Source organism: Parasphingorhabdus sp., assembly GCF_039939955.1.
GTDB lineage: Bacteria > Pseudomonadota > Alphaproteobacteria > Sphingomonadales > Sphingomonadaceae > Parasphingorhabdus.
On the sequence record NZ_JBDVHS010000006.1, the window covers coordinates 595,383 to 621,654 of the forward strand.

30 protein-coding genes and 1 pseudogene are annotated in these 26,272 nt (G+C 54.9%); 11 read left to right on the plus strand and 20 right to left on the minus strand.

From position 1 onward, the window contains the following. The first annotated feature begins 71 nt into the window (after nucleotides 1-71). Nucleotides 72-809, plus strand: coding sequence for a DUF1330 domain-containing protein (locus ABJG22_RS13975; RefSeq protein ID WP_348020874.1), 738 nt, complete (start codon nucleotides 72-74; stop codon nucleotides 807-809). 25 nt (nucleotides 810-834) lie between these two features. Here the strand turns inward: ABJG22_RS13975 and ABJG22_RS13980 are convergent, their stop codons facing one another. The 6 genes from ABJG22_RS13980 to ABJG22_RS14005 form a co-directional block, all read right to left on the minus strand. Beyond that, nucleotides 835-1,635 carry a hypothetical protein gene (locus ABJG22_RS13980; protein WP_348020875.1) on the minus strand — a complete coding sequence of 267 codons (801 nt, stop codon included), beginning with the start codon at nucleotides 1,633-1,635 and terminating at the stop codon, nucleotides 835-837. Between the two features lie 25 nt (nucleotides 1,636-1,660). Continuing rightward, a complete protein-coding gene (locus tag ABJG22_RS13985; RefSeq protein ID WP_348020876.1) occupies nucleotides 1,661-2,407 on the minus strand; it encodes an alpha/beta hydrolase in 747 nt (248 codons plus the stop codon). 9 nt (nucleotides 2,408-2,416) lie between these two features. Continuing rightward, nucleotides 2,417-2,767, minus strand: a complete 351-nt coding sequence (locus ABJG22_RS13990; RefSeq protein WP_348020877.1) for a hypothetical protein — start codon at nucleotides 2,765-2,767, stop codon at nucleotides 2,417-2,419. A 53-nt stretch (nucleotides 2,768-2,820) separates the two neighbouring features. Next, nucleotides 2,821-3,012, minus strand: coding sequence for a helix-turn-helix transcriptional regulator (locus ABJG22_RS13995; RefSeq protein ID WP_348020878.1), 192 nt, complete (start codon nucleotides 3,010-3,012; stop codon nucleotides 2,821-2,823). Next, nucleotides 3,009-3,428, minus strand: coding sequence for a hypothetical protein (locus ABJG22_RS14000; RefSeq protein ID WP_348020879.1), 420 nt, complete (start codon nucleotides 3,426-3,428; stop codon nucleotides 3,009-3,011). The genes ABJG22_RS13995 and ABJG22_RS14000 overlap by 4 nt, the downstream gene beginning before the upstream one ends. A gap of 263 nt (nucleotides 3,429-3,691) precedes the next feature. Further along, nucleotides 3,692-3,850, minus strand: a complete 159-nt coding sequence (locus ABJG22_RS14005) for a hypothetical protein (protein ID WP_348020880.1) — start codon at nucleotides 3,848-3,850, stop codon at nucleotides 3,692-3,694. Between the two features lie 58 nt (nucleotides 3,851-3,908). On the opposite strand from ABJG22_RS14005, the gene thrS reads away from it, so the two are divergent. From thrS to infC, 3 genes are all read left to right on the plus strand, one after another. After that, on the plus strand, nucleotides 3,909-5,909 hold the full coding sequence (thrS, locus tag ABJG22_RS14010) for a threonine--tRNA ligase (protein ID WP_348020881.1): 2,001 nt from the start codon (nucleotides 3,909-3,911) through the stop codon (nucleotides 5,907-5,909). Then, nucleotides 5,906-6,334 (plus strand): DUF305 domain-containing protein, encoded by a 429-nt coding sequence (locus ABJG22_RS14015; protein WP_348020882.1) that lies wholly within the window; start codon nucleotides 5,906-5,908, stop codon nucleotides 6,332-6,334. Before thrS ends, ABJG22_RS14015 begins: the two co-directional genes overlap by 4 nt. 88 nt (nucleotides 6,335-6,422) lie before the next feature. Then, nucleotides 6,423-6,962 carry a translation initiation factor IF-3 gene (infC, locus tag ABJG22_RS14020; RefSeq protein ID WP_348020933.1) on the plus strand — a complete coding sequence of 180 codons (540 nt, stop codon included), beginning with the start codon at nucleotides 6,423-6,425 and terminating at the stop codon, nucleotides 6,960-6,962. Between the two features lie 4 nt (nucleotides 6,963-6,966). On the opposite strand, the gene ABJG22_RS14025 is transcribed toward infC, so the two are convergent. After that, nucleotides 6,967-8,055, minus strand: a complete 1,089-nt coding sequence (locus ABJG22_RS14025; protein ID WP_348020883.1) for an alpha/beta hydrolase fold domain-containing protein — start codon at nucleotides 8,053-8,055, stop codon at nucleotides 6,967-6,969. 47 nt (nucleotides 8,056-8,102) lie between these two features. Here ABJG22_RS14025 and ABJG22_RS14030 point away from each other — a divergent pair, with 47 nt between their 5' ends. Both ABJG22_RS14030 and ABJG22_RS14035 read left to right on the plus strand, forming a co-directional pair. Beyond that, on the plus strand, nucleotides 8,103-8,519 hold the full coding sequence (locus ABJG22_RS14030) for a helix-turn-helix transcriptional regulator (RefSeq protein ID WP_348020884.1): 417 nt from the start codon (nucleotides 8,103-8,105) through the stop codon (nucleotides 8,517-8,519). Nucleotides 8,520-8,620: 101 nt separating this feature from the next. Then, nucleotides 8,621-10,519 carry a hypothetical protein gene (locus tag ABJG22_RS14035; protein ID WP_348020885.1) on the plus strand — a complete coding sequence of 633 codons (1,899 nt, stop codon included), beginning with the start codon at nucleotides 8,621-8,623 and terminating at the stop codon, nucleotides 10,517-10,519. Nucleotides 10,520-10,724: 205 nt separating this feature from the next. Here ABJG22_RS14035 and msrA read toward each other — a convergent pair whose 3' ends face one another. The 9 genes from msrA to pabB form a co-directional block, all read right to left on the minus strand. Then, nucleotides 10,725-11,462, minus strand: coding sequence for a peptide-methionine (S)-S-oxide reductase MsrA (msrA, locus tag ABJG22_RS14040; protein WP_348020886.1), 738 nt, complete (start codon nucleotides 11,460-11,462; stop codon nucleotides 10,725-10,727). A gap of 6 nt (nucleotides 11,463-11,468) precedes the next feature. Then, nucleotides 11,469-11,621, minus strand: a complete 153-nt coding sequence (locus ABJG22_RS14045; RefSeq protein WP_348020887.1) for a hypothetical protein — start codon at nucleotides 11,619-11,621, stop codon at nucleotides 11,469-11,471. A gap of 435 nt (nucleotides 11,622-12,056) precedes the next feature. Then, nucleotides 12,057-13,259 (minus strand): pyridoxal phosphate-dependent aminotransferase, encoded by a 1,203-nt coding sequence (locus tag ABJG22_RS14050; RefSeq protein WP_348020888.1) that lies wholly within the window; start codon nucleotides 13,257-13,259, stop codon nucleotides 12,057-12,059. 73 nt (nucleotides 13,260-13,332) lie between these two features. Beyond that, a complete protein-coding gene (locus ABJG22_RS14055; RefSeq protein WP_348020889.1) occupies nucleotides 13,333-13,635 on the minus strand; it encodes an alkylphosphonate utilization protein in 303 nt (100 codons plus the stop codon). Next, nucleotides 13,635-14,939 carry an O-acetylhomoserine aminocarboxypropyltransferase gene (locus ABJG22_RS14060; protein ID WP_348020890.1) on the minus strand — a complete coding sequence of 435 codons (1,305 nt, stop codon included), beginning with the start codon at nucleotides 14,937-14,939 and terminating at the stop codon, nucleotides 13,635-13,637. The genes ABJG22_RS14055 and ABJG22_RS14060 overlap by 1 nt, the downstream gene beginning before the upstream one ends. A 79-nt stretch (nucleotides 14,940-15,018) precedes the next feature. After that, nucleotides 15,019-15,171 (minus strand): hypothetical protein, encoded by a 153-nt coding sequence (locus tag ABJG22_RS14065; RefSeq protein ID WP_348020891.1) that lies wholly within the window; start codon nucleotides 15,169-15,171, stop codon nucleotides 15,019-15,021. A gap of 109 nt (nucleotides 15,172-15,280) precedes the next feature. Then, nucleotides 15,281-15,871, minus strand: a complete 591-nt coding sequence (locus ABJG22_RS14070) for a helix-turn-helix transcriptional regulator (RefSeq protein ID WP_348020892.1) — start codon at nucleotides 15,869-15,871, stop codon at nucleotides 15,281-15,283. Between the two features lie 52 nt (nucleotides 15,872-15,923). Beyond that, on the minus strand, nucleotides 15,924-16,196 hold the full coding sequence (locus ABJG22_RS14075) for a type II toxin-antitoxin system RelE/ParE family toxin (RefSeq protein WP_348020893.1): 273 nt from the start codon (nucleotides 16,194-16,196) through the stop codon (nucleotides 15,924-15,926). Nucleotides 16,197-16,283: 87 nt separating this feature from the next. After that, nucleotides 16,284-18,110 carry an aminodeoxychorismate synthase component I gene (gene pabB, locus ABJG22_RS14080; RefSeq protein WP_348020894.1) on the minus strand — a complete coding sequence of 609 codons (1,827 nt, stop codon included), beginning with the start codon at nucleotides 18,108-18,110 and terminating at the stop codon, nucleotides 16,284-16,286. Nucleotides 18,111-18,149: 39 nt separating this feature from the next. On the opposite strand from pabB, the gene ABJG22_RS14085 reads away from it, so the two are divergent. The 5 genes from ABJG22_RS14085 (at nucleotide 18,150) to ABJG22_RS14105 (ending at nucleotide 23,230) form a co-directional block, all read left to right on the plus strand. Continuing rightward, on the plus strand, nucleotides 18,150-20,120 hold the full coding sequence (locus ABJG22_RS14085) for a prolyl oligopeptidase family serine peptidase (RefSeq protein WP_348020895.1): 1,971 nt from the start codon (nucleotides 18,150-18,152) through the stop codon (nucleotides 20,118-20,120). 104 nt (nucleotides 20,121-20,224) lie between these two features. Further along, on the plus strand, nucleotides 20,225-21,640 hold the full coding sequence (locus ABJG22_RS14090; RefSeq protein WP_348020896.1) for a cytochrome ubiquinol oxidase subunit I: 1,416 nt from the start codon (nucleotides 20,225-20,227) through the stop codon (nucleotides 21,638-21,640). A 5-nt stretch (nucleotides 21,641-21,645) separates the two neighbouring features. Beyond that, a complete protein-coding gene (cydB, locus tag ABJG22_RS14095; RefSeq protein WP_348020897.1) occupies nucleotides 21,646-22,641 on the plus strand; it encodes a cytochrome d ubiquinol oxidase subunit II in 996 nt (331 codons plus the stop codon). Continuing rightward, entirely contained in the window at nucleotides 22,641-22,760 is a 120-nt protein-coding gene (locus ABJG22_RS14100) for a DUF2474 domain-containing protein (RefSeq protein WP_348020898.1), read from the plus strand. Before cydB ends, ABJG22_RS14100 begins: the two co-directional genes overlap by 1 nt. A gap of 101 nt (nucleotides 22,761-22,861) precedes the next feature. Continuing rightward, complete coding sequence (locus ABJG22_RS14105) at nucleotides 22,862-23,230, plus strand: hypothetical protein (protein WP_348020899.1); 369 nt, start codon at nucleotides 22,862-22,864, stop codon at nucleotides 23,228-23,230. Nucleotides 23,231-23,234: 4 nt separating this feature from the next. Here ABJG22_RS14105 and ABJG22_RS14110 read toward each other — a convergent pair whose 3' ends face one another. From ABJG22_RS14110 to ABJG22_RS14125, 4 genes and pseudogenes are all read right to left on the minus strand, one after another. Next, the gene (locus ABJG22_RS14110; protein ID WP_348020900.1) at nucleotides 23,235-23,921 is read right to left on the minus strand and encodes a crotonase/enoyl-CoA hydratase family protein; all 687 of its coding nucleotides are present in this window, start codon (nucleotides 23,919-23,921) and stop codon (nucleotides 23,235-23,237) included. A 140-nt stretch (nucleotides 23,922-24,061) separates the two neighbouring features. Next, nucleotides 24,062-25,183 (minus strand): class V aminotransferase, encoded by a 1,122-nt coding sequence (locus ABJG22_RS14115; protein WP_348020901.1) that lies wholly within the window; start codon nucleotides 25,181-25,183, stop codon nucleotides 24,062-24,064. Continuing rightward, entirely contained in the window at nucleotides 25,180-25,977 is a 798-nt protein-coding gene (locus ABJG22_RS14120) for a tryptophan 2,3-dioxygenase (protein ID WP_348020902.1), read from the minus strand. Before ABJG22_RS14120 ends, ABJG22_RS14115 begins: the two co-directional genes overlap by 4 nt. A gap of 42 nt (nucleotides 25,978-26,019) precedes the next feature. Beyond that, a pseudogene (locus ABJG22_RS14125) lies at nucleotides 26,020-26,272 on the minus strand (type II secretion system protein GspE); the annotation flags it as partial.

The following is a 26,272-nucleotide window of genomic DNA, read 5'->3' on the forward strand; positions in this document are numbered from 1 at the left end:
GTCAAAAGACGCAATTAGAAAGATATTCCTCCATGTCCATCCCCTCCTCAGTCCTCAGAATTTCCGCGATAATGGCTATCGCCTGGTCTGCTGCCGGTTGCGCAACCGGCGAACAAAGTACCGGTCTGGCGCAGGCATCAACAACCGGCGCAACGCAGCTCAACTTGAAAAAGGGGCAATATCTGTCGGTCACAATATCCGAAGCAAAAACCTCGGAAGAAGCCACAAAAGCGCGCCTGAACTATTATAAAACCGGCTATCCCCTGGGAGCAGAATATGGTCTGAGGCGGGAAGCTGCGCTCACCGTCGATAACGCGATCATCAGCGACTATAAGCCGACCGGCGTGCTATTCTTTTCCTATCCGGACAAGCAGTCCGCAGACGGTTTAGCGGCAAATCCCGACTGGGCCGCAGTCAAAGCTACCCGGCCAGATATCTGGAACGAGTTGAAGATTTTCAGCGCCGAGACGACAGAAGACATGGCCATCACCTTTGATCCCGACAAGAGCTACACTCTGGTTGTTGCCTGGAAAAAAGACGGCGGTGCGGATGGATATGAGAAATATCTGAGCGGCATCGAACCGGCCGTGGCACGCGCCGGGGGGCGGTTCATCTACAAAATGTACAACCCGCAGCTCGAATCCAACAAAGCCTCAGAACCAGCGCCTTCCCAACTGACCTTCGTCGAATGGGATAGCCTCGACGGATTTACAAAGGTTCGGGCGAGTGCAGAATATCAAGCCAGCGTCTCGTTTTTCCAGTCCGGCGTGAGCAAAATCGAATTCTATCGAATGTCGGCCCGGAAATAGGAATCCGGGAATATATCAGGCATTTTCAGTCTTCGACGCTGGTCACCAGCTGTGCGAGATATCCAGCGGCAACTTGAGCGGGATAGCTGTCCGGATCAAATTTCACCGCCTGCTCCCAATTGCTCTTTGCGTTCGCCATGTCGCCCGCTTCATAAGCAATATTGCCGGCTTCCAAAGCGACAGCCGGGTCGGCGCGCACCAGTTTCGCGGCTATCGCCACATCCGATTTGGCGCGGTCAAGATCGCCTGTACGCCGCGCCAATGTCGCCGATAGCAACCAGCCCAGCGGGTCTTGGGGGGCCAATTTGTGCACCAAGTTAAATTCCGTTTGGGCTGCATCATATTGCTCCAGCGCGACATAGGCGCGAGCGCGGTCAAGATGCACTTCACCCTTTTCCATCCCCACCAACATGCCCTGCACCAACGAAGCATTTAGATATTCCAATGCCTTGCTCGGTTGTTGATTGGCCAGTGCCGCATTGCCCGCCTGCGCCCAGAAATTGGCTGTCCGCGGATATTGCACCAGTTCCGCTTCACGCGCTGCTTCAACAAAGGCTTTTGCTGCCATTTCCCAATTATATTGCTCGGCATAGGCAAAACCCAGACAATGGCGCGCCAGATATTTTCCGCCTTCTATCCGCCAGGCGTTCGCCTCGGCAATGCCGCTGGCCGGATCATCAATCGCCAGATCCACACATTCATTGAAACGCACTTCATCGAGCGTCATCGGCGCCGTCGAAACGGGTGGAGGTGGCGCTATGGTGGGTTCCACCGGCGATCCGAAGGGAGTGACCGACTGTAGAAGCAGGATTAGCGGTGTAAGCATATAGTCTTTCCGGTTCGGTGAAATCTCAACCCAATCGCGAAACCACGTCAATCAACAAGGCAATATCCTGATCGCGAGACAGGCGATGATCACCGTCCTTTACCAAATGGACCTGCACATCGTCTGAACGCATTTTCTTCGCCGTCTCCAAGCTATATTCCCACGGCACATCGGCATCTTTTTGTCCGTGCAGCAAACGCACCGCGCCATCAAAGGCAATTTCCTTGTGGAGCAGACGATTGCCATCACCCGACTGCCAGAAGGTCCGGGTCGTGACATAGGGATCGTCAGAATATTCGCTTTCTTCCTCCAGCTTGCCGTCGCGCAAGATGGTCATTTTCTGGTCCTGGCTGAAGCCCCAATCGGTGAAGTCCGGCGCAGCGGCTATGCCAACGAGGTTTTTCACCCGCATAGGCCGCGACAGTGCCACCAACAGCATGAGCCAGCCGCCCATGGAGGAACCAATCAATGTCACCGAACCGGAGGTCACCTTGTCGATCAGAAACAGCACATCCTCACGCCAGTCGATCAGGCTTTGATCTTCAAAATCCCCGCCACTCGCGCCGCAACCGGCATAGTCGAGCCGCAACATGGCCCGCCCCTGTTCCTTTGCCCAGGCATCGACAGCCAGCGCCTTGCCACCTTCCATATCCGACATATAGCCGGGCAGAAACACCAGTGTTGTCCCTTGCACGCCTGCCTTGGGCGGCGTGTAGCAATAAGCGAGCGACACGCCGCCAGGACGGTCGAGATATAAAATTTCATCTTCCATATTTGCGCTTTATGCCGCCGCCGCGAAATAGACAATTGCCAAACAAAGAAACGCTATGATCAACATGCCGATATTGGATAGCAGAGGCTGTTTGGCTTGGGGCAGAAGCGTGACCAGTTCAGAGGGCAGATCACCCTTGAAGCCAAGCTTCCATTTCGGACGGGATTTGATGCCATCCTCCAGACCAAAGACATGGGAGTCCCCCTCCCTGCCGCGGTACACCAGATCTCCGAAAAAATAAGCCTCGCTGCGCCATTGCTTTTCATAGAGTATGAAGCTCTTGCCGATCACCTCCAACCGCACCCTGCGTTTCAGGGCGCTGTCGCTGTCAATAAGCCAGACATTCGCGTGATCAGACATAGGGACAGCCTAGAACAAGCCGCGCCTAGGCGCATCATATATTTTCCAGCCCATTAATCGCGTTGGAATATATCCTCAATCGGCATATCGAATAGATCCGCAATGCGGAATGCAAGGGGTAAGGATGGATCATATTTGCCGGTTTCGATTGCATTGACCGACTGGCGCGACACCTTGAGATGCTCAGCGAGATCAGCTTGCGACCAGTTACGCTCGGCGCGCAGCACTTTGAGGCGATTCTTCATGAATTTAACCCACGAATGCGATAGAAAAAATATCCGAGGCTCCAGCCAGCCATCATGATCGCCATCAAACCATCGCCACGAAGCGGGCCGTAGACAAAGTCCCAGATGATATGAACAAACATCGTGGTCACGATGCCGACGATGGCACTGCTCGCCATCAGTTGGAAAAAATAATCCTCTGCATGCCGCCGATCCAGAGCCGAGAAAAACGTCACGATCAATGCGACCAATAGGGTAAGCCCCGCCAGAATGGCTATTTTAAGCATAGGCTCAACCGCAATCATCGGTTCCGGATCAAAATTTTCGTGCACCAGAGTGATACCGCTGATGATCAGCAGAGCTCCAAAAACCCAATCGAGCTTGAAAACCCGATAGAGTACTCGCCCGATGCCCCGCGAAGGCTTTTCGCTGTTCATAGCGCACCCAAAAACAATATGGCGAGCGCCGCCCACATGGCGATATTCTCATTGGGGGTCATGGTCCGGCCCGAACATTTCTTCAATTTCATGATAGTCTCCATCAAGTTCCATAGACATTATGTCATGCTTCCTTGACTTATTTGATCGATTCGTTCCGAAATGTCAAATTTCCCATACATTTTGTATATGGTAGTTGATATTCGGGCCGGAGCCCCATGGGCCGCCCTCCCGATGATTGTTGCTTTTCCGGCCTGCCGGCTCTAGATTGCCTCCATGGCTCCGATGACGATCACAACCACCAACACTATCACCTCCCATTTCGGGGGACGGATGGTCGCGGCCTGATCGCATCCACCGCCACCCGGTTTCGGGTGGACGGTGTCTCTTCCTGAAATCGCGGATAAAACAACAGACACCATCTTTCGGCGCGGCGTTTTCTATGCCATGGCGCTCCACGATGAATATTGAGAAAATGCGATGACCGACCAGATTACAATCACCCTTCCCGACGGCAGTGCGCGCGAAGTGGCCAAGGGCACGACCCCCGCACAGATTGCCGCCGATATCGGGCCGGGCCTTGCGAAAGCCGCACTAGCGGCGCGGATCGAAGGCGAAATGCGTGATATCATGCGGCCGCTGGAGCAAGATACCGAACTCGCGCTGATCACCTCTCGTGACGAAGAAGAGGCGCTGGAACTGGCGCGGCATGACTATGCCCATGTGCTGGCAGAGGCGGTGCAGAACCTGTTCCCGGGCACGCAAATCACCTTTGGCCCGTCGACCGACGATGGCTTCTATTATGACTTCGCGCCCGCTGGCGACCCGTTCACCGACGAGGACCTGCCAAAAATCGAAGAGGAAATGAAGCGGATCATTGCCGCCGACAAACCTCTGCGCCGGGAAGTCTGGGAGCGCGACGACTTGATCGCCCGCTGGCAGAAAGACGGCGAGGCTTTCAAAGCGGAATGGGCGGCAGAGCTACCCGAAGGCGATGAAATCACCGTCTACTGGTCCGGCGACGACTGGATGGACATGTGCCGCGGGCCGCATCTGGCCTCGACCGGGAAGCTTGATCCCAAGGCGTTTAAATTGATGCGCGTATCGGGCGCTTACTGGCGTGGCGATCAACGCAATCCACAGCTTTCGCGCATCTACGGCACCGGCTGGCTCAACAAGAAACAGCTGAACGCCCATCTGGTGCGGCTGGAAGAAGCCGCCAAACGCGACCACCGCAAGCTCGCTCAGGAAATGGACCTATATCATATCCAGTCCGAAGCGCAGGGCAGCATCTTCTGGCATGCCAAAGGCTTCGTTATCTGGCGCGAGCTGGAAGCCTATATGCGCCGCGCCATTGATGGCGCGGGCTATGACGAGATCAAAACGCCGCAGTTGATGGATGTCCACCAATGGGAACAATCCGGCCACTGGGGAAAATATAGCGAGAATATGTTCGCTGTGCCCGATGAGGTGCCGGATGCCGAAAGCGATGGCCCGGTCGTCACCGGCACCGAGGGTATGATGGCGATAAAGCCAATGAACTGCCCCGCCCATGTGTTGGTTTTCCGGCAAGGCATCAAAAGCTACCGCGACTTGCCGCTGCGCCTGTTCGAACATGGCTGCTGCCATCGCAACGAGCCCCATGGCGCGCTGCACGGCCTGATGCGCGTGCGTCAGTTCACGCAGGATGATGCCCATATTTTCTGCCGCGAAGACCAGATTGTGGAGGAAGTACAGGCATTCTGCGCGCTGGCTGACCGCGTCTATAAGGAAATGGGCTTCGAAGGCTTTTCTATCAAACTGGCCCTGCGCCCCGAAAATCGGTTCGGTTCGGGTGCGGACTGGGACAAAGCCGAGGAAGAGTTACGCCAGGCCGTGATCGATGCGGGCATGGCCACCGAAGAATATGGCTGGGAAGAATTGCCCGGTGAAGGCGCGTTCTACGCTCCAAAACTCGAATGGCATCTGACCGACGCGATCGGCCGGACCTGGCAAGTTGGCACGATCCAGTCGGATCGCGTGCTGCCAGAGCGTCTGGATGCGAGCTATGTCGGTGAAGATGGCGAGCGCCACCGGCCGGTCATGCTGCACCGGGCGATTTTTGGCAGCTATGAAAGGTTCATCGGCATATTGATCGAACATTTCGCCGGCAAGATGCCGCTCTGGCTAGCGCCGACACAGGCCGTTGTCGCGACCATCGTCACCGATGCCAATCCCTATGCGGAGCAAGTGGTCGAAAAACTGAAAGCCGCTGGCATTCGGGTCGAGGCCGATCTGCGCAACGAGAAGATCAACTATAAGGTGCGCGAGCATAGCGTCGGCAAAGTGCCGAACATATTGGTCGTCGGTATGCGCGAAGCGGAGGAAGGCAAGGTTGCCCTGCGCCGCCTCGGCCAGAAGGAACAGGAATTTCTGACGCTGGACGAGGTGGTCTCCAAGTTGAAGGAAGAGGCGTTGGCGCCGGATTTGAAAGGATCATGATGACCATATCAAAAGCTGCTATTATGATGGTACCGGCCTTGCTGCTGGCCGGTTGTGTCGTCGTCAACGACAATGCCGATGAAGCAGAAACCGGCATCGCCGCCGATGAGACCGCCGAGATGGAGCAAAACGAAGCCCAGAAAGCCTATGAAAAGGCCAATGCGAAAATGCATGTCGGCATGGGCGTAATCGATGCCGACCCCGACATTGCCTTCATGCAAGGCATGGTCCCGCATCATCAAGGCGCCGTCGACATGGCAGAGATTGTCTTGAAACACGGCAAGGACCCGGAAACCCGGGCCCTGGCAGAATCGGTGATCGCGAGCCAGACGCGGGAAATCGCCCAAATGAATGCATGGCTTGAAAAGCGCGGTATCGAGACCGCTGCGCCGGAAATGGTTGATCATCAGGCCATGGGCCATTAATTAGACGGATTAAGGCTTGTTAAAAATTTGCGGCGCTTAAGCTTTGTCGCTAATGAGCCATCACGACCAATAATCAGGAGTAATTCAAATAGCTGCACCACCTCGCCGTCCCACACCGCCCGTCAAAGGCGGCCCGCGATTCAACGATCTGATCAATTCCGACACCGTAAGGGTCATCGACGACAAGGGCGAGAACCTTGGCGTGATGAATACGCGCGAAGCGATCGAACGTGCAGCAGAAGTTGGACTCGACCTCGTCGAAGTCTCTCCAAACGCGCAACCACCGGTTGCAAAGTTCCTCGACGTCGGCAAATTCAAATATGAGGCCCAGAAAAAGGCCAATGCCGCGCGAAAAACGCAAAAGGTTCAAGACGTCAAAGAAATCAAGATGCGTCCGAATATCGACAATCATGATTATGACGTCAAAATGCGCAACGTGAACAAGTTCATCGACAATGGTGACAAGGTGAAGGTAACCCTTCGCTTCCGTGGTCGCGAAATGTCGCACCAGCAACTCGGCATGCAATTGCTTGTACGGGTACAGGAAGACATGAAGGAAACCGCGAAGGTCGAGGCTTATCCTAAGCTGGAAGGCCGTCAGATGTTGATGGTACTCAGCCCGAAATAACGGTTCAACCGGTGCGGTTCACCCGCGCATTGATAAATTCGGCGACCAGATCAAAGCTTTTCTTGGCATCTTTGGAACCAAAGCGTTCCAGATGATGTCGTGGGCTGTCCCAATAGTTCATGCGTATCGATACATTGGCATCATCCGCTTTTTCGGCCAGCTGCACGGCATCATCAAAATGCATGTCATGCCGGCTGCAATGGATGGCAAGCGGCGGGAAATCGCGTAAATCGGCATAGACGGGCGACGCGCGCGGATCGGTTGGCAAAGTATCGCCGAGATAGAGTTTTGCGCTGAAAGCCGCCGCTTCCATACGGAAAGGGCTGCTGCCGCTCATGCTTTTGGAAATATAGGACCATCCGCGCATCGCCAGATCGCCCCATGGCGAGAATAGAATTGCGCCGCATGGCATAGGCAGTCCGCGCTTACGCAGCTCCAGGAGCATTGCCATGATCAGAGTTGCCCCGGCACTATCACCGGACAGGATGATCTGACTGGCAGAAACCCCCGACTCCAGCATCGCCGCATATTGATCGGCGAGATCATTGGCGGGAATAGGAAATGGATATTCCGGCGCCAAACGATGTTTGCCGATCACCGCCTCGCAACCGCAATGTTCCGCCAAACGGAAAGCCAATGCGACCTGCTTGGGTGACGGCGGCAGGATGAAGCCACCGCCGGGCACGTAGAATAATATCGGCTCGTCGGCTTCGCCTTCTGGCCAGTCAGCATAGGCGTAGTCATCAGCGACCGGCGAAGCAGCATCAAACAACAGCTGCGTGTCGGGCGGTGACTGCATCACGGGGTTGAACACTCCATATCGCCCCTGCGCCGTCGCGGTTCGATAAGCCGACAATAAGCGGGCGACTTTCGATGGGTCATAGGCATTTTCAAATGCCGGTTTCATTGCCCGCAAAAGCGCTGCCTTGATGATCCGGTTTTCAACCCGTGCACCAAAATCAGAAATCGATTTCGTTAAAGGCGCTATTTGCGAGCCAATGGCTTGAGCAATTTTCTTAGCTTCCAGCTCCAACAACCGGATATCAATATCGCTGTCTACAATCGCGGGATATTTTGTTACGGCGACGTCCATAACCGTCCTTCTATGATGTTTAGGGCAATAATGATAGAGCATCGATCATGGCAGAAGAGGATGAAAGTTCAAAGGAACGGGCAAAGCAGCTCGATTTCATTCGTCCATTCCTCAACCAGTTTCGCGGAGACGGCGTAAAAATTAGCTCCGAACCCGTCTGGGCGGAACGGATCGAAGAAATATTAGCGAACCTTGAACCGGACATACTCGACGATATTACAGGCCGCATACGCCAGTCGAGCGAGAACCAGCTCATCGACTTTGAAGCGTTTGGAAAAACCCACAAGCTTACGCCAGCAGAAATCAAGATGGTCGATAGTGTTGTTGGGGGTCTCTCTGTGCCCGAACATGCCGCAGCACATAATATTTCGGTAAACACCGCCCGCGTCCACATGCAGCGCGTGTTGGAGAAAACAGGTTCCAATCGCCAGACCGATCTTTTGCGCAAGGTCTTCGGTCGCTAGCCCCCAATAGCCGAGTGTAATACAAATGCATGATGTGCCGCATTTGCTCGGCCCATATCCCGATTTCCAAGGGTCATATTTGGAATATCAGGGAGTGAATCATGAAACGCATTCAATTAGCTATATCGATATTATTGGCGGGGACCGCGATACCGGCACAGGCACGGGAAACCGCAATCAAGCAAACTGCCGGTCCAATTTCAGCTCTTGATGAAGAGAATTTTGAGGCAAATTTAAAACGGATCGAGGATATCAACAGTCTTTGTGTGATCAACAAAGGTGACCCTGCATTTGGTCGAAACGCGACGCCCGGCGTCATCAGCCCGATGAATGTGCGGGGACTGAAAGATGAATATCGAGGCAGATTCGATCAAATACCGCAGCATTTTGCCGACGGCATTCCATGGATCACTCCCAATGGAGGCAGATTGACAGCATCCGATCTGCAACGGATCGAGATTCTTCAAGCGCCAGATGCGCTGAGCTGCAGCGCCGACGCCAGCATCGGAATACCCGACCCTGATCTCGCCGTCCAGGCACTGCCCGATCAGGTCTATAATGCCCGCCGCTTGCCCCGGGCATCCGACGTGCGTGCCGATCTGGAGTCTTTGGTAGAGGCATGCAGAACCGCAACAAGTGAAGAAGCTGCCGATTACCAGCAACGCTACGAACATCATTTCGCGCGATTGCGTGAACTCGACGCGATCCGCAAAGATTTGCGCGAACGTTTGCTCACCAACGATCCTGACCTGGATCAAGCGGATGCTATCAACCAGCTAGAAAAACTGGACCCGGCAATCGACGGGGCAATCTTTCCGTCCCAGCTCAAATGCCCTCCAACGGCAAGTGAATTGGCGATGATCGAGAGGGAACCCAAGCCGGGAAGCAATGAATATTCGATAAAAGACGCGACCACATATAGGGATAAACTTGCTCTTGATGATAGCGGCCAGCCCGTAAATACCTCTGCCGAATACGAAGTTAGCGGGCCCTTTAGAAGCGATCACACCGCGAAAATTCCCGGGACAGGGACATCTGCCCCGAACCCTGACTTGGTCGTAGAATCCAATATGGGAGCATATGTCTCAGCTGGCTTTGGGTCTCTGACATTCGGTGATGCTACGGTGGGTACGGGCTTTCAATCCACCGGGCCCGGCACGGAAACCTTCGCCGATACAGCGCCGACACAATTCGACAGCTCCGGCATATCTGCCGGAGTCCATTTTGAACTGACAGACTCCCTTACCGGCGGATTTCACTACGGTTATAGTGAAGGGGACGCGCGCAAAGACTTTGATATACCGGCAGGCGGCGCGATTGATGTCGGCAATGTCTATGGTGCACTATCGCCTAGCGGTTCGACGGGGCTCAATATCGGCAATCGGGGCTTGAGTGGCTTTAACGAAGCCGATTTCAATCTACATGAGGTAAAATTCTCGGTCACAACACCGATCGCTACCGAAGGAGCATTTGCCTCCACCGCCACATTATTCATCAACGCGCTGTTCATGGACCGTAGTTTCAGAGGCGAGACCAATGCCAATGTATTCGGTACGCCGATAACACAGGGTAGAGATCAAACCGTCCAGGACAGATTATTCGGGCTGGGTGGCATATTGAACGGCCGCCTTCCCGTCGCCGAAGGCGTGTCCGCCACAGGGTCAGTAGCTGGTGGTCTCTATTATCGTGAAACCGACATGGATGCGACAGAGTGGAATATGTGCGCGCTATGTCCTCCTGCGGACCAAAATTTCACTCTGACATTTGCGGAAGATGATTCGGGTACCAGCTTTGCCGGAACGGTAGCCGCTGGTCTGGAGTTCGACGTATCTCGAAACCTGAAATTCACCATTGGCGCTGATGCTAGCTATGTTTCGGATATCGGGCAGATCATCAACCCCAGTTCGGGTGATCAAGTATTGGATGGGGAAACCACGAGACTCGGCACCACCGATGCATGGCGGTGGCAGGCCAGAGCCGGTTTCAAACTAAGGTTCTAATGCGGATCGGCAGCAGTCAGTCCGTTCAATCGGGCTGGCTGCGTGCCATCCAAAACATTCCGATACCTACGACAATAGCCGCAAAAGCGATCAGAATTTCAAATTCCTGGTTTACCATCCTCGCCTCTTATTTTTTAGGGCTTGGCGGCAGAATAACAGTGGAAAGCTAACGTCCGGTTAAACGGCTCGGCGCATAGCAGGTGGCTCAGGAAACGGGGCGGCCGCGATACAGCTTTGGAAAATACCGTTTCAGATTGGCGACCTTTGGCTTGTCCCAGCGCACGATATAGCCCTGCCGCGGATTCTTCTGCATGAAATTCTGATGATAGGTCTCCGCCTGATAAAAGGCTTTATAGGCTTCTATCTTCGTCACAATCGGCCGCCGCCAATAGCGGCCTTTTTCCAGCTGGGCGATATAGGCACGAGCAGCCTTCGCTTGACCCGCATTCATTGGCACCAGCGCGCTACGATAATGTTTGCCGCGATCCGGCCCTTGCGCGTTGAGCATCGTCGGGTCGGCAATCACCGAAAAGAAAATCTGCATCAACCGACCATAGCTGACCTGGCTGGGATCATAGACCACCCGCACCGCTTCGGCATGATTGGTCAGACCTGCGCTTACAAGCTTGTAGGAAGCGCTGCGCTTGCTGCCGCCATGATAGCCGGACGATGCGCTGATAACGCCCTTGGTATGCTCAAATACACCTTCGACACCCCAGAAGCAGCCACCGGCAAAAATTGCGACGGCCCGTTTGCCTTTCTCATCTGCCCTGACGCGTGGCATCGGGATGATCGTCGCTTTCTCAGCCGCATGCGCTTCACTGATCAAAGGGACCGCAGAAAGCTGATCATCGGGTAACGCGCTCTGCACGCCAGCCCACATCGCACCAAAGCAGGCCAAGACGCCGCCGAATATGATGCTTCGGGAGAGGAGCGGTCCCATCTGCGTTTAACCGAATGTCTGTGCAGCGGCACTAACGGTGGACGGCGGATTTGGGTCGGAGCGTTGTTCTTCTGGCTGCATGAAACACAGCATCAACGCACCCGCGATAAACCCACCACCGAGGCTGTAGGTTAAATCGGATTTGAAGAAATTCATCATGGTCGGTTCCTTGGGGCTACTATCTGTTCGAAACATCCCACCTGTTGGTTACAGCTTCTAATATAGCCTTCCTGTCGCCTCTGTGAACCTGATCACAAGATCATATTCAGTTTGCCCGCGTTTAGATTTTCTATCGGAGTGGGAGGGGTGTCGGGTGGAAGCATATCCTTTCTCTCGCGGCAGTTCGCTGCGCGTTGGTTATATTTTAACCTCAAGCGCCGGGCGCGGACATCCGTCCGCTTGGCTTTCGCGCCATAAGGCGCGGCGGCCGGTCGGCCTTGCCTCGGCTGCGCCTCGGTTAGGAACTAACCAAGATTGGAAGCATCAAACCGAGCATCACGAGGCAAGCGCGACCGCGCGTCGGGCGCTAGCCCGCCCCGTCGGAGGCGTTCGCGTAGCGAACTGCCGCGAGACACGACAAAGCCGACTGAGGTTTTATGTCAACGCCGCGCAGGCCCGCTGGATCCGGGTACAGGCCTCGGTCAGAAGTTCTTCCGACGTCGCATAGCTGATCCGAAATGCTGGCGAGAGGCCAAAGGCCGCGCCGTGGACCGCAGCAACCTGTGCTTCATCGAGAAAATAGCCGATCAGGTCTTCGTCTGTTTCGATCACCGCGCCTTTGGGCGTCGTCTTGCCCATCAACTCGCTGGCATCGGGATAGACGTAGAAGGCGCCTTCCGGTGTCGGGCAGCTTAGCCCCGGCGTATCGTTGATCATGGACACGACAAGATCGCGGCGCTTCTCGAAAGCGGCGTTACGATCGGCCAGAAAATCCTGCGGACCGTTAAGCGCGGCAACCGCAGCAGCCTGCGAGATGGAACAGGGATTGGATGTCGATTGCGACTGCAGCTTGCGCATTGCGCCGATCAGCCATTCCGGGCCGCCAGCATAGCCAATGCGCCAGCCGGTCATCGCATAAGCCTTGGAACAGCCATTCACCGTCAGCGTCCGGTCATATAGTTCCGGACAGACCTGAGCGATGGTCGTGAACGGAAAATCGGCATACCAGATATGTTCATACATATCGTCGGTCATCACCATCATGTCCTGATGCGGCAATATCACCGCCGCCAGCGCCTTGAGCTCGTCCGGACTATAGGCAGCGCCCGACGGGTTGGAGGGAGAGTTCAGGATCAACCATTTGGTCTTCGGCGTGATCGCCGCTTCCAGCTGTTCCGGCGTGATCTTGTAATTTTGTTCGGCACCGGCGCTGATCGCTACCGGCGTGCCGCCTGCGAAATTGACGATATCGGGATAGCTGACCCAATATGGTGCGGGGATGATCACTTCGTCACCCGGATCAAGCGTTGCCACCAGCGCATTGAACAGCGACTGTTTGCCACCGCTGTTCACCGAAATCTGCTTGGGCGTGTAGGTCAGGTCGTTGTCGCGCGCGAACTTGGCGACGATCGCTTCCTTCAGCGCCATCGTGCCATCGACCGGCGTATAATTGGTCTCGCCGTCCCGGATCGCCTTGATCGCGGCATCCTTAACGAAATCCGGCGTGTCAAAATCGGGTTCCCCGGCAGACAGGCCAATCACGTCAATGCCCTGCGCTTTCAGCTCGGTCACCCGGCCCGACATGGCCATGGTAGCGGAAGGTTGGATACGGCCGATTGCGGCGGAAAGTTTTGTCATGGGGAGTCCTGTCTCAAGGAATTAGCGTGACTGCCTAATATCATTGCTGCTGCACTGCAACAGGGAGAATCGGTCAGCTGCGCTTTTTCACAAACTCTGCGCGCAGGACGAGACCCTTGATCCCGTCATGCTTGCAATCAATCTCCTGCGCGTCCCCCGTCAGGCGGATAGATTTGATCAGCGTGCCGCGTTTCAGCGTCTGCCCCGCGCCCTTGACCTTGAGATCCTTGATCAGGGTCACCGCATCGCCATCGGCCAGCAGATTGCCAACCGCATCAACGACGTCCGGTCCCGCCGCTTTGGCCGCAGCTTCTTCGGGGCTCAGCCACTCACCGCTGTCTTCATCATAGACATAATCGCCTGCCCCGTCCGCCATCAGAGGGACTCGAGCGCCTGCTGCATGTCCGCGATGATATCGTCGATATGCTCGATCCCGACGGAGATGCGCACGACATCCGGTCCGGCGCCCGCGGCCACCAGCTCGTCTCCCGACAATTGGCTATGCGTGGTCGAGGCGGGGTGGATGATCAGCGATCTTGTGTCGCCGATATTCGCCAGATGGCTGAACAGCTTCACCGCCGACACCAGCTTGGTGCCCGCATCATAGCCATCCTTCAGACCAAAGGTGAACACCGCGCCGCCCTTGCCGCCCAGATATTTCTGCGCCAGCGCGTGATAGTCGCTGTCGGGCAATCCGGCATAGGACACCCAGCTGACCTCATCGCGGCTCTGCAGCCATTTCGCCAAGGCCAAAGCATTGTCACAATGGCGCTCCATGCGCAGCGCCAGCGTTTCCATGCCGGTCAAAATATAGAAGGCATTTTGCGGCGCCAGCGCTGGCCCCAGATCGCGCAGTGACAAGGCGCGTGCCGCCAGGATGAAGGCTAGCTCACCAAAAGCGTCGGTAAAGACCTTGCCATGATAGGAGGGGTTGGGCTGGTTGAGAAACGCGTATTTCTCGCTCTTGGTCCAGTCGAACTTGCCGCTGTCGATGATTAGGCCGGCAATGCTGTTACCATGGCCGCCCAGGAATTTGGTGCCGCTTTCCACGACAATATCCGCGCCATGTTCAATCGGACGGCAGAGCATCGGCGAGGCCATCGTATTGTCAACGACCAGCGGGATGCCAGCCGCATGGGCGATATCGGCAATGGCAGAAATATCCTGCACCACGCCGCCGGGATTGGCGAGGCTCTCGATAAACACGCAGCGCGTATCATCGGTGATCGCGCCCTTGACCTCGTCCATATTGTCCGCATCGACAAAGGTGACGTTCCAGCCGAATTTCTTGACCGAATGGGCAAGCTGGTTGAGCGAACCGCCATAGAGTTTCTTCGCGGCAACAATATGCGCGCCGGGGTCCATCAGCACATGAAAGACGATCAGCTGCGCCGCATGACCGGAAGACACCGCCAGCGCCGCCATGCCGCCCTCCATCGCCGCGATCTTGCCTTCCAGCGCGCCGTTGGTCGGGTTCATGATGCGGGTATAGATATTCCCGAACGTATCAAGATTGAACAGATCGGCGGCATGATCAACATCATCGAAAACATAAGAGGCTGTCTGATAAATCGGTGTGATCCGCGCGTTGGTCGTCGGATCGGGCTCGGTACCGGCATGGACGGCCATGGTTTCAAGACGGGGGGTGTCAAGACGAGCGGTTTCGGGCTGATCGGTCATTCATATCTCCACGGGATCGGATTCGGAATTTACAGATCGCTTAATGGAGTTGCACGCGCCCGCCGTCTACTCGCAAATATCACGGGGATTGAAATTGTGCGGGTATCTCTGGATCACTGGTATCGAGCCAGGGGATCATATTTTCCGGCAGATCGGCATAGGCATAGGCATAGGCATAGGCATAAGCATAAGCATAAGCATAAGCATAGGCGTCGGGCCAACGTTTGAGCATCCGATGCTGGATGGGGAGAAACGACAGACAAGCCGGTAAGATGCTAGTCTTCGGGCACCAGCAACACAGAAAATTCTTCGCCATCCAGGGTGCCGCGCAATTCAGCCTTTTATGCGCGTTTACTTTTTTTTGCCTCGTTGCGCTTCCGTGTGGTTTTCCCGGGTCGTTCAGTGATAAACTTGCCCGATTCACTCTCCCTTACCATGGAAGAACCCACGCCGGTATTTTTATCAGGCGCAGCACGCAATATTCTACCCGTAACGGGGTTAGCGTTGTCATTGAATATTTTCCGGCTCAGCTTCTCCTTCGGATTTTCCTCGATGCGCGGTTCAAATAACCAGCGGGGCAAGGCCAGCACCTCGGTGACGGAATTGATGGTTTCCGTGCGACCGGTACCGGGAGCGGACGCCTCAAGACGAGCGATAGCAGGCTGAGTCATACCAATCGCTTCCGCTAGATCTGTCTGGGTCATCTTGCGATAGGCCCGTGCAGCTGCGATGGGGTGCTTACCATCGCGAACAGCGCGCGCCACCTCAGCCGGAATGGCTCCGTCGTCTTTCAGGGATTTAAGACCTTCATAAGCAGCTGCAAGATCGGCCGCATCTTCTGCCTGCTCAACCAACCAATCGAATTCGGCACGGGTCAGCGTCACAGTTTCTATACCATTCCCGCCATTTTCAAATTGGGGCTTCAGTTCCATTTTCAGTTTCCATTCTACCTGTCATGCATTTGCAATTTGTCTTCCGCGGAATTTATATTCCCGGTCCCTGAAATCCTCTATAAATGGCCTTCCGGTGGCCGATGTCGAGAACGTTCAACACAACCAGTTCCTCGTTAAATATGACCCGGTAATTGCCGATACGGAGTCGCAATGCATCCGTGCCTTGAAGCGATTTGACCTTTCCCGAGAGGCTTTCTGGATCTCGGGCATATTGTTCGATTTTGGCTTCTACAGCTTCCGCTTGTTTCCGAGGCATTTTGACCAATGCACGATCCGCTTGAGCTGTATAGCTAATCGTCTTCATTGCCGAAATATAACAAATTATAACAATCTGGCAAGACAAATATAATGAATTATAACAGCGTCTTGTTCATTTCTGATGTCGCCTGATTTAGCAGGCTGCCGCAACCAACCCCCGAACACTATTCCCCACAAAAAACCCGCCCGCCAGATCCGCCGCGCGCAAGTCCGCCTCGACCGCCTGCCCGCTCTCCAGCAGCTCCGCGCGCAGCACGCCCGGCAATACGCCTCTTACCAATGGCGGCGTCAGCAGCTTGCCGTCGCGCTCGACAAAGACATTCCAGATTGCGCCTTCAGTGATGAAGCCCTCCCCGTCGACAAAGATCGGGTGGGCGCCATCTTCTTTGGCGACCTCATAGACCCGCCGGTCGCTGGTCTTGTGGTGCAGACGGAAATCCGCCTTGTCGGCCTGCATCGGCACCAGCCGGCATGGGACCGGGCCGTCCTGCGGTTCCGGCATCGGCTTTAGCTCAATCGCCAGCGCGCCCGATTGGCCGAGGTGGAGGCGGACCATCGCCGGGCTTTCCTGATGAAAGGTAATCGCCTGGATCGCGTTGCGGGCGGCGTGGCGGTCGAATTCGAAATCCAGGATGTTGGCGCTGGTCTTCATCCGCTCCAGATGCGGTTCCAGCCGCTTGATGCCGCTGGCCGGATCAAAGGCCATGGTTTCGATCAGGTCGACCTTATGGCCTCCTTCCGCATTGGCATCCACTTTCGCAAATCTCCCCTTGGCGAGACATTCCCGCCACTCGTCATCCCCGTCCGAGTCCGCCACTATGCCAGAGCCGAGGCCGATGGAAAGCGTTTCTTTGCCCTCCCCCTTTTGCGGGGGGATGAAGAATGTGCGGATCGCGACGTTGAAGGCAGCGTCGGAGCGGCCCTTTTCATCCGGCGCGTCAATCCGGCCGATGGAGCCGCAATAGATGCCCCGTGGCCCGCTGGCATTTTTGCTGCCTTCGGGGGCTTGTTCCAGTTCGTCGATAATCTCCATCGCCCGGATTTTCGGGGCACCGGTGATCGAGCCGCAGGGGAATATCTGGCGGATGATGTCGACCGCGTCGAGGCCATCTTGCAGTTGCGCGGTGACGGTGGAGGTCATCTGGTGAATGGTCGGATAGCTTTCGATATGGAACAGCTCTGGCACTTTCACGCTGCCTTGCTTCGCCACCCGCGACAGGTCGTTGCGCAACAGGTCGACGATCATCAGATTTTCCGCGCGCTGTTTTGGGTCGCTGTGCAATTGCGCCTGTACATTGGCGTCGGCTTGCGGATCGGTGACGCGCGCGGCGGTGCCCTTCATCGGCTTGGCAGTGATCCGGCCGTCTTTCAGCGCGAAGAATAGTTCCGGCGAGAAGGACAGCATCCAGTTCTCACCATCGAACACCACGCCGCCATAGCCGGCCTGCGCCCTGCCCCGGATCGCGGCATAAAGGGCCAAAGGATGGCCAGAAAAGTCCATTTCCGCCCGAAAAGTGAGATTGGCCTGGTAGATATCGCCAGCCTGGATGTAGTTTTGGACAGATTGGAAAGCGGCGTCATATGCCGCGCGCGAAACCAACGGTTTGATCCGGCCAAGCCAGGCTCCATCACGGTCCGGCAGGCCCGCCTCCACGCCGCCTTCTTCTATCTCTTTATAATCATTGAATATTCCGAACCATGCCAGCGGCGCAGGCCTATCGCTGGCGATGCGATCGCGTAACCGCTCCTCCAGCCCAAGCCCCGCTTCATAGGCGAGATAGCCCGCAACATGCTTTCCGGCCGATCTTGCCCGGCTCAGAGAGTCAAAACATGCTTCCAACTCTTCCAATTGATCCACCCGAATGATCTCAACCGGGTCCCGATACAGCCGGGCTAGCGCGGCTCCAGCAGCACGCACATCATCGAGTAGGACAAAGGGAGCATTTCCATCAAACATCATCCTCCCCCTAATTGCTTTTCACACCATTCGTCCATAAGCATGGCGAAAGAATTGAAGGAAGAATTTCATATGCGGTTTGTGCAGGTCGGCCAAATGGTCATGGCATTTCTTATATTTGCGGGCGTTGCAGAGGCTGCGACGGATGACACCGCTCCGCGACCAGTAGCCCTGATCGCCGACCAAATCCCCGATATCCCGCAGGCTATTGTTGATCAGACCCGGCCCTATATGGAATATCGCACCGCCAGCTTTGTCGATTGGGATCCCAAGAGCAGAGCCATGCTGATCTCCACCCGCTTCGCCGACACCCGTCAGTTGCACCGCGTCTCCACGCCCCTAGGACAACGGCAGCAATTGACCTTTGCCAGCGAACCTGTGCACCGCGCGCATTTTGCCCCCGATGGTTCGGCTCTCCTGTTTCAAAAAGACAATGGCGGGAATGAGGTGAACCAGATTTTCGCGCTGGAAAACGGTCAGCCGAAAATACTCACGGACGGCGAAAGCCGCAACAGTCTGGGCCCCTGGTCGAGCAGCGGCAGAATGCTGGCCTTTGGTTCGAACAAGCGCACCGGATTATATAATGACATCTACCTGATGGACCCCGCCAATCCCGAAGGCGCCGCGATGTTGGTTGCGTCAACCGGCGGTGGTTGGTTTGCGATCGACTTCTCTCCCGATGACAAGCAGTTGCTGGTGTTCAACTATGTATCGGTAACCGACAATCAACTTTACCTGATCGACATTGCACAAGGCAGCTTGCGCAAATTGACCGACAGCACAAAGCCTGTCGCCTATGAAGGACTACAATTCGCCCCGGACGGCAGACTCTGGGCCGCATCGGACGATGGAAGCGATGTGAAAAGATTGGGCATTTTGAACATAGAAACGTCGCAATTCGAACCAATTGTCGATGAGAAAATCTGGGACATTACCGACTTTGACATCAGCCAGGACGGGCGCTGGATCGCCTTTGAAGTCAATCAGGCGGGGCGTTCGCTGCTCAAATTTTATGACATAGAAACTGGCAAAATTCGTACCGTAGATTCGCTACCTGCTGGCGTGATCAGCGGAGCCAAATTTGCGCCTTGGGGGGAGCTTGGCTTCACTTTGAACAGCAATCAAACCGGTACCGATGCCTATAGTATCAACCCGAAAACCCTTGCCATCACGCGCTGGACGAAAAGCGAAACAGGCGGACTGGATGCGGCCAATAATGTTGCCCCCGAACTGGTCGAGATCAGCAGCTTCGATGGTGAGAAAATGTCCGGTTTTCTCTATCGCCCCGACCCCGCAAAACATGGCGGAAAACGGCCGCTGATCATCAACATTCACGGTGGTCCAGAGGGACAGGCAACGCCTCGTTTTCTGGGCCGCAACAACTATTTGATCAACGAGCTGGGCATCGCGATATTCTATCCCAATGTCCGCGGATCAACCGGCTTTGGCAAAAGATTCGTTTCGCTCGACAACGGCCCGTGGCAGCGGGAGAATAGCGTGCTTGATGTCGGTGCCTTCCTTAACCATCTGCGCAAGGATCGACGGATTGATAGGAAACGTATCGCAGTGACCGGGGGCAGCTACGGCGGCTATATGACGCTGGCTTCAATGCTGCGCTATGATGATAAGCTGAAAGCAGGATTGGAAGTGGTGGGCATATCCAGCTTCGTCACGTTCCTGGAAAACACCCAGGCCTATCGCCGCGATCTGAGGCGGGTGGAATATGGCGACGAACGCGTCCCGGAACAACGCGCCAAATTGGAAGAGATTAGCCCATTGAGGCGCGCTAACGAGATCAAAACCCCACTCATGGTCGTCACCGGCGCCAATGACCCGCGTGTCCCAGCAAGCGAGGCAGACCAAATTGTTGAAGCGGTCCGTAGCAATGGCAATCCCGCCTGGCATTTGCTGGCCCAAAATGAAGGCCATGGCTTCCGAAAGAAAGCCAATGCCGACTATCAATTCTGGGCGAGTCTGGTTTTCTGGCAAGAATATCTACTGACAGAGGAGTAGCTTCAGTAGAGCCAGTTGCATATTCCGAAACAAGCACGAAGGCATTCGCATTCCGCTCAGACCAAAATTGGTCTATAATGTTCTGAACAGCGGAGAAATGACGCATGTTTGAACAATTTGACGCCCTTTTACTGGCCCGGATTCAGTTTGCCTTCACGGTCAGTTTTCATTTTATTTTCCCGGCCTTTTCGATCGGCTTGGCTAGCTATCTTGCGGTGCTCGAAGGTCTGTGGCTGAAAACAGGCAAACAGATTTATATGGATCTGTTCAAATATTGGCTCAAAATATTTGCCGTCGTTTTCGCGATGGGCGTCGTGTCTGGCATCGTCATGTCCTATCAATTTGGCACAAATTGGTCGGTGTTTTCGGACAAAGCCGGACCGGTCATCGGTCCTTTAATGGCTTATGAAGTGCTGACCGCCTTCTTTCTCGAAGCCGGTTTTCTGGGCGTCATGCTGTTCGGCATGCAAAAAGTCGGTAAGAAGCTTCACTTCACGGCAACGTTGATGGTAGCTGTTGGCACCTTCATCTCAGCCTTCTGGATTCTAAGCGTCAATAGCTGGATGCAGACTCCAACTGGCCACGAGATCGCCGCCAATGGACAATTTGTTCCGGGCGAAAGCTGGATGGCAATCATCTTCAACCCAAGCTTTCCATATCGACTCATCCATACCGTCATAGCCGCCTATCTGACGACCGCTTTGGTCGTGGGCGCGGTGGGTGCGTGGCATCTGCTGAAAGACAAAACCAATGCCCACGCGCGGAAGATGTTCTCGATGGCGATGTGGATGGCTGCGCTGGTCGCCCCGGTTCAAATTTTTGCTGGTGATATGCACGGGCTCAATACGCTTGAGCATCAGCCCGCCAAGGTGATGGCAATGGAAGGCCATTATGAAAGCCACCCCGACGGTGCACCCCTGATCCTGTTTGGCATTCCCAACAGCGCAGAAAACCGCGTTGACTATGCAGTGGAGATCCCCAAGTTATCGTCGCTGATCCTTAAACACGATCTAAATGCGCCACTTGCTGGCCTGGACACTGTGCCGATAGACGAGCGACCTCCCGTCGGAATTGTATTCTGGTCCTTCCGGATCATGGTCGCCATCGGATTTGCGATGCTCGGGCTAGGATTGTGGAGCTTGTTCGCCCGCGCAAGAAAATCACTTTATGACTGGCCTTGGCTCCACCGCACAGCCATTCTTATGGGACCAAGCGGATTTGTAGCAGTAATCGCGGGATGGATTACGACCGAAGTGGGGCGGCAGCCCTATACCATATACGGATTGCTCCGAACGTCTGAAAGCGCATCACCACTGGCTGCACCGGCCGTGGCAACTTCGTTAATCGCTTTTGTCATCGTCTATTTTGCCGTCTTCGGTATCGGGACCTGGTATGTCTTACGTTTGATGAACCACGCACCACATTCCGACGAGAAAGGGGTCAAATCGATCGAAACCGGCCCAGTCCGCACGGGCGGCATCACGCCGGCCATTCAACATAGCCCCGAGCCAACGGAGTAAAGGTAATGGATCTAACTATCATCTTTGCCTTCATCATCGCTTTTGCGGTTTTCGCTTATGTCGTGATGGACGGGTTTGACCTCGGGATTGGTATATTATTCCCCGCCTTTGATGTCGGTGAAGAGCGTGATCAAGCGATGAACAGCATCGCCCCGGTCTGGGACGGCAATGAAACGTGGCTCGTGCTTGGCGGTGGCGGACTGCTTGCCGCCTTCCCTCTTGCATATGCCATCATCCTACCGGCCACCTATCCGCTCATCATCGTCATGCTGCTTGGCTTGGTTTTTCGTGGGGTGGCCTTCGAATTCCGGTGGCGCGATCCGGCGCATCGGCGATTTTGGGATTTTACCTTCACGGGTGGCTCTCTCGCGGCGGCCTTTTCACAAGGCATGATTTTGGGTGCCCTGCTGCAGGGGGTAACAGTCGTCGACCGCGCCTATGCGGGCAGCTGGTTTGATTGGCTGACACCTTATAGCATCCTAACCGGCCTAGGTACGGTTGCTGGCTATGCGCTGCTCGGTTCAACATGGCTGATCTGGAAAACCGAAGGTAGAACACAAGACCAAGCCTATCGGCTCGCGAAAGTGGCTACAGTTGCAACGCTTGCACTAATGGCGGCGGTCAGTCTCTATACGCCATTTCTCGAAGGCCAATATTGGCAACGCTGGTTCACTATGCCGAATATTCTGTTTGCCAGTCAGGTGCCCTTGCTGGTCATCATCTTGAGTTTTTTCCTCTTCCGCGGCCTGTTCAAGCGGCGCGAAGCATCACCATTCTTACTTTCGCTTGGACTGTTTGCGCTGGGTATGGCTGGCCTCGGCATCAGCATGTTTCCTTATATTGTACCCAACCAGATCACCATCTGGGACGCCGCAGTTCCCGAACGCAGCCAGATTTTCATGCTGGTCGGAGTCGGCCTGACATTGCCTCTCATCCTTGGCTATACGGCTTGGGCTTATTGGGTTTTCCGTGGGAAGGTTGGGACCGGCGGATATCACTAATGGTCACAACCAACCCAAGTCCGTTCTGGAAACGCCTGGCCTGGATGGCCGGCATCTGGTTGTGCAGCGTTACCATATTGGGGATTGTTGCCTATATTTTGCGACTATGGATAACCTAAATATCTGCTAGGCTTGATTATTGCGATCCATCGACTGCGATCGCACGAGACCCTAAGGTTTCTTAAGGTTCGACAAATCAACCTGCCCAGGGAGAATGAAGATGAAACTCGGCGCCTTTTCCATCAGTCTTTCGGTCAAGGACATCACCCTTTCCAAAGCCTTTTATGAAAAGCTCGGCTTTTCCAAATTTGGCGGTGATGAAGACCAGAAATGGTTGATCCTGAAAAATGACGAAACATTGATTGGCCTGTTTGAAGGCATGTTCCCCAAGAATATGCTCACTTTCAATCCAGGATGGGATCAGGATGCACAGGATATAGATGATTTTGACGATGTCCGGGCCATCGAGAAATCCCTGCTCGCAGCAGGCGTGCAGCTAGACAGCAAAGCCGAAGGTAGCAAGGGACCTGCTAACATCATGCTGACCGATCCCGATGGCAACCCCATCCTGATCGACCAGCATCGATAGCGGACTAATTTCGTAAATTGGGGTGGTTGCCAATGCTCGCTCGAATTGCATCCAGCGCCGGTTTGCGCATGGCGGATTTCTGATAGGCATAAGCATGACCGGGAAGCTGGGCGAGTTTACCAGCAATAGCGACTGCCTGGTCAATTACTTTGTCCGGATCGACCAACATATCGAGATATCCTGCCTCAACCGCGCCTTTGGGGTCATAGATAAACGCCTGAATCATCGCTCGCGTTTGATGGCGCGGGCTAAGCCGATCACGCGCCAGTTCAACAGCAAAAACCGGCAGCGTCATCCCTGTGATCGATTCATTCGCTCCCAATTTGAAATCGCCGGCAGCGCCAATCCGCGTATCACAGGCCATCAGAAGAAATACACCCATGGCAATCGCATGACCATTGCACGCGCCGACTACAGGAAGCGGACCGCCATATAGGCGAAACACCAACTCCGATGCGCGGTCCAATAATCGTACGGAATCGTCTCGGGTAAAGCTACCCATCATTCCAAGATCAAAGCCACCAGAAAAGCGACCGGGACGACCTGTCAGAACAATGGCCTTGGCATCCGCTTCAGCCTTGTCCAGCGCTTCATTCATGGCAGTCATCAGATCGAAATTAACGGCATTGGCCTTGCCATCGTCCAAGGTGATCAGGGCTACATCATTCTGAATATCGACGGAAACGCTCATGGTCTTTCCTTTTGAGTCGCAATTAATTGATCAGCTAAGCCTATGGCTGAAAACACTCAGGTCAATGGAAAAATCCGTCAAGAAAGCTACTAAAACTGCCAGAAACAGCTCTAGGCCGACTTGCCGTAGCGGCAAATCGTTCAGATCAATTTGCCTATTATTTTTGTCAAACGCTTCACGTCTGCATGATCATGGTAAAGCGCAAAGCCAATCCGCAGGACGTCGCCGCGCACATCGGTTACAATATTTTGATTCGCTAGCATTTCATGAAGCCATGGTGCCGTTTCCCCACGGAAAGCCAGAAAACGCGCATGCTGGCCATCGCCAAGCGGGTTGAGCAGTTCAAAACCCGTAAGCAGTCCAGATTCCAGAAACTGCGCTTGCAGAACCGCAACATGTTCGGAAATCGCAGCTGTTGCCAATCCTTCACTTTTTAGCATTTCTTGCACAGCATTGAAGCGGTAGAGGCCAGAAGGGTCGAATGTGCTACCGAGAAACCGACGTCCATCCGGTGCATAGCCAACATCCCCGGGCGCCAGAGCGAGATCGTCAAATGCCGCATACCAACCGGTTACGGCTGGGCGCTCGGCAAAACCGTGAGGCGCGTGCAGGAAGCAAGCCCCCTCTCCCGCCATTGCATATTTATATCCACCCGCGAGGTAGAATACTCTATCGGCGATGGGAGACAGATCAGTCTCAATCGCCATAAAACCATGATAGCCATCAATCACAACCCAAGGCCCTTCGGGCTGAGAGAGAGCCGCAAGCTGATCAAGTTCCGAAACGATCATGCCACTATTGAACAAAACATGGCTGGCAAAAATCAGATCATAATCACCGGATCGAGCAGTCTCCAGCAGGTTCCCCGCTGGCACTGCTTCTAAAACGACATCACCCGATTCAACCCAGCGCGTCATCTGCCGGCGAAAACTGTGGAACTCGCCATCGGTCGCTAGCACCTTGGCTGGCCGTTCCGGAATGGCTGACAATAATCTGACAATGAAATCATGGGTATTCGGAGCGAAACAAAGCGTCGCAGGGTCAGGTAGGTTCAGTTCATCAGCAACATGTTGCTGCGCTTCGGACCAGACAGGTCCCATGACCTTGTCCCACTTGTGATCCGCAAGTACCGCCGCGTCCTGCCACGCAGCCATGTGGCCATCATGACTTGCATCCGGCCAGAGGTGATGGCTGTGCGCGGCAAAATGCAGACGATCCGGGTCCGCTGCCAAGGATTTGGAAAATAGGTGTCTCCAACTCATAATTGGGTACGCAGTGACCATAGCTCAGGAAAAGCCCGCTTGCCGACTGTCGTCTGCAAATAGGCAACACCCGCTGTGCCGCCGGTGCCCATTTTCCCACCAATGATGCGCTCGACTGTCAGCACATGCTTGTGCCGCCAAGTCGCCATCGCATCATCAAGATCGACCAACTTTTCCGCCAATTGATAGAGTTCCCAATATTTTTCCGGATTGCGGTACACTTGCAGAAAAGCCTCTTCGACCTGCTCTGACGGTTGATGGGATTGCGCAAAATCACGATCCAGCAGTTCCGGAGCGATATCAAAGCCAGCCCGCGCCAAGGCTGCGATGGCATCATCCCAGATACTTGGTTGATCGAGTGCCGTCTGCATCGCTGCCTGCGCCTCGGGGCGATCTTCCTGATATTGAAGGAAGGCCTTGTCCTTAAGGCCAAGCATATATTCAACCGTCCGGAACTGGTCTGATTGGAAGCCGGAACTGGGTCCAAGCACATGACGAAAACGCGTATAATCGCTAGGCGTCATCGTCGACAAAACATCCCAGCTTAACGTCATCACGGCCTGAATCCGACTAACCCGCGCCAGCGCCTTATAAGCGGGTACGAGTGCGTCAGCATTAATCTGCTGCTTGGCGAAACGCATCTCGCGGATAATCTGTTTGAGCCAAAGCTCTTTGGTCTGGTGGATGATAATGAACAACATCTCGTCATCCAAGTCTGATCGAGGATGCTGCGCATCCAGCAAAGTGTCGAGCGCCAGATAACGCGCATAGGTCATGGTTGATTGATCGGTCATGCGAGATTGTAACGCCGCTATGGCCTTATGGGAAGAGCCAGCCTAACCAGCCACATCGCTCTCGCGCCTCGAAATCCGGATACCCTCTTCAGCAGTGGTCAATCCTTCGCGGACCAAGCTTCGGGCGGCAGACCCGAGATTGGGTTGTTTGAGGAACGCATGGGCAGCAATGCGGGCTTCATCGCCGCCATCATTGATCAGCTTTCTGAGCGTGTCGTCAATGCGCACCGCCTCGAACACACCAATGCGGCCCTGGAACCCGGTGTGGTTGCAATGCTCGCAGCCCGTCTCGCGG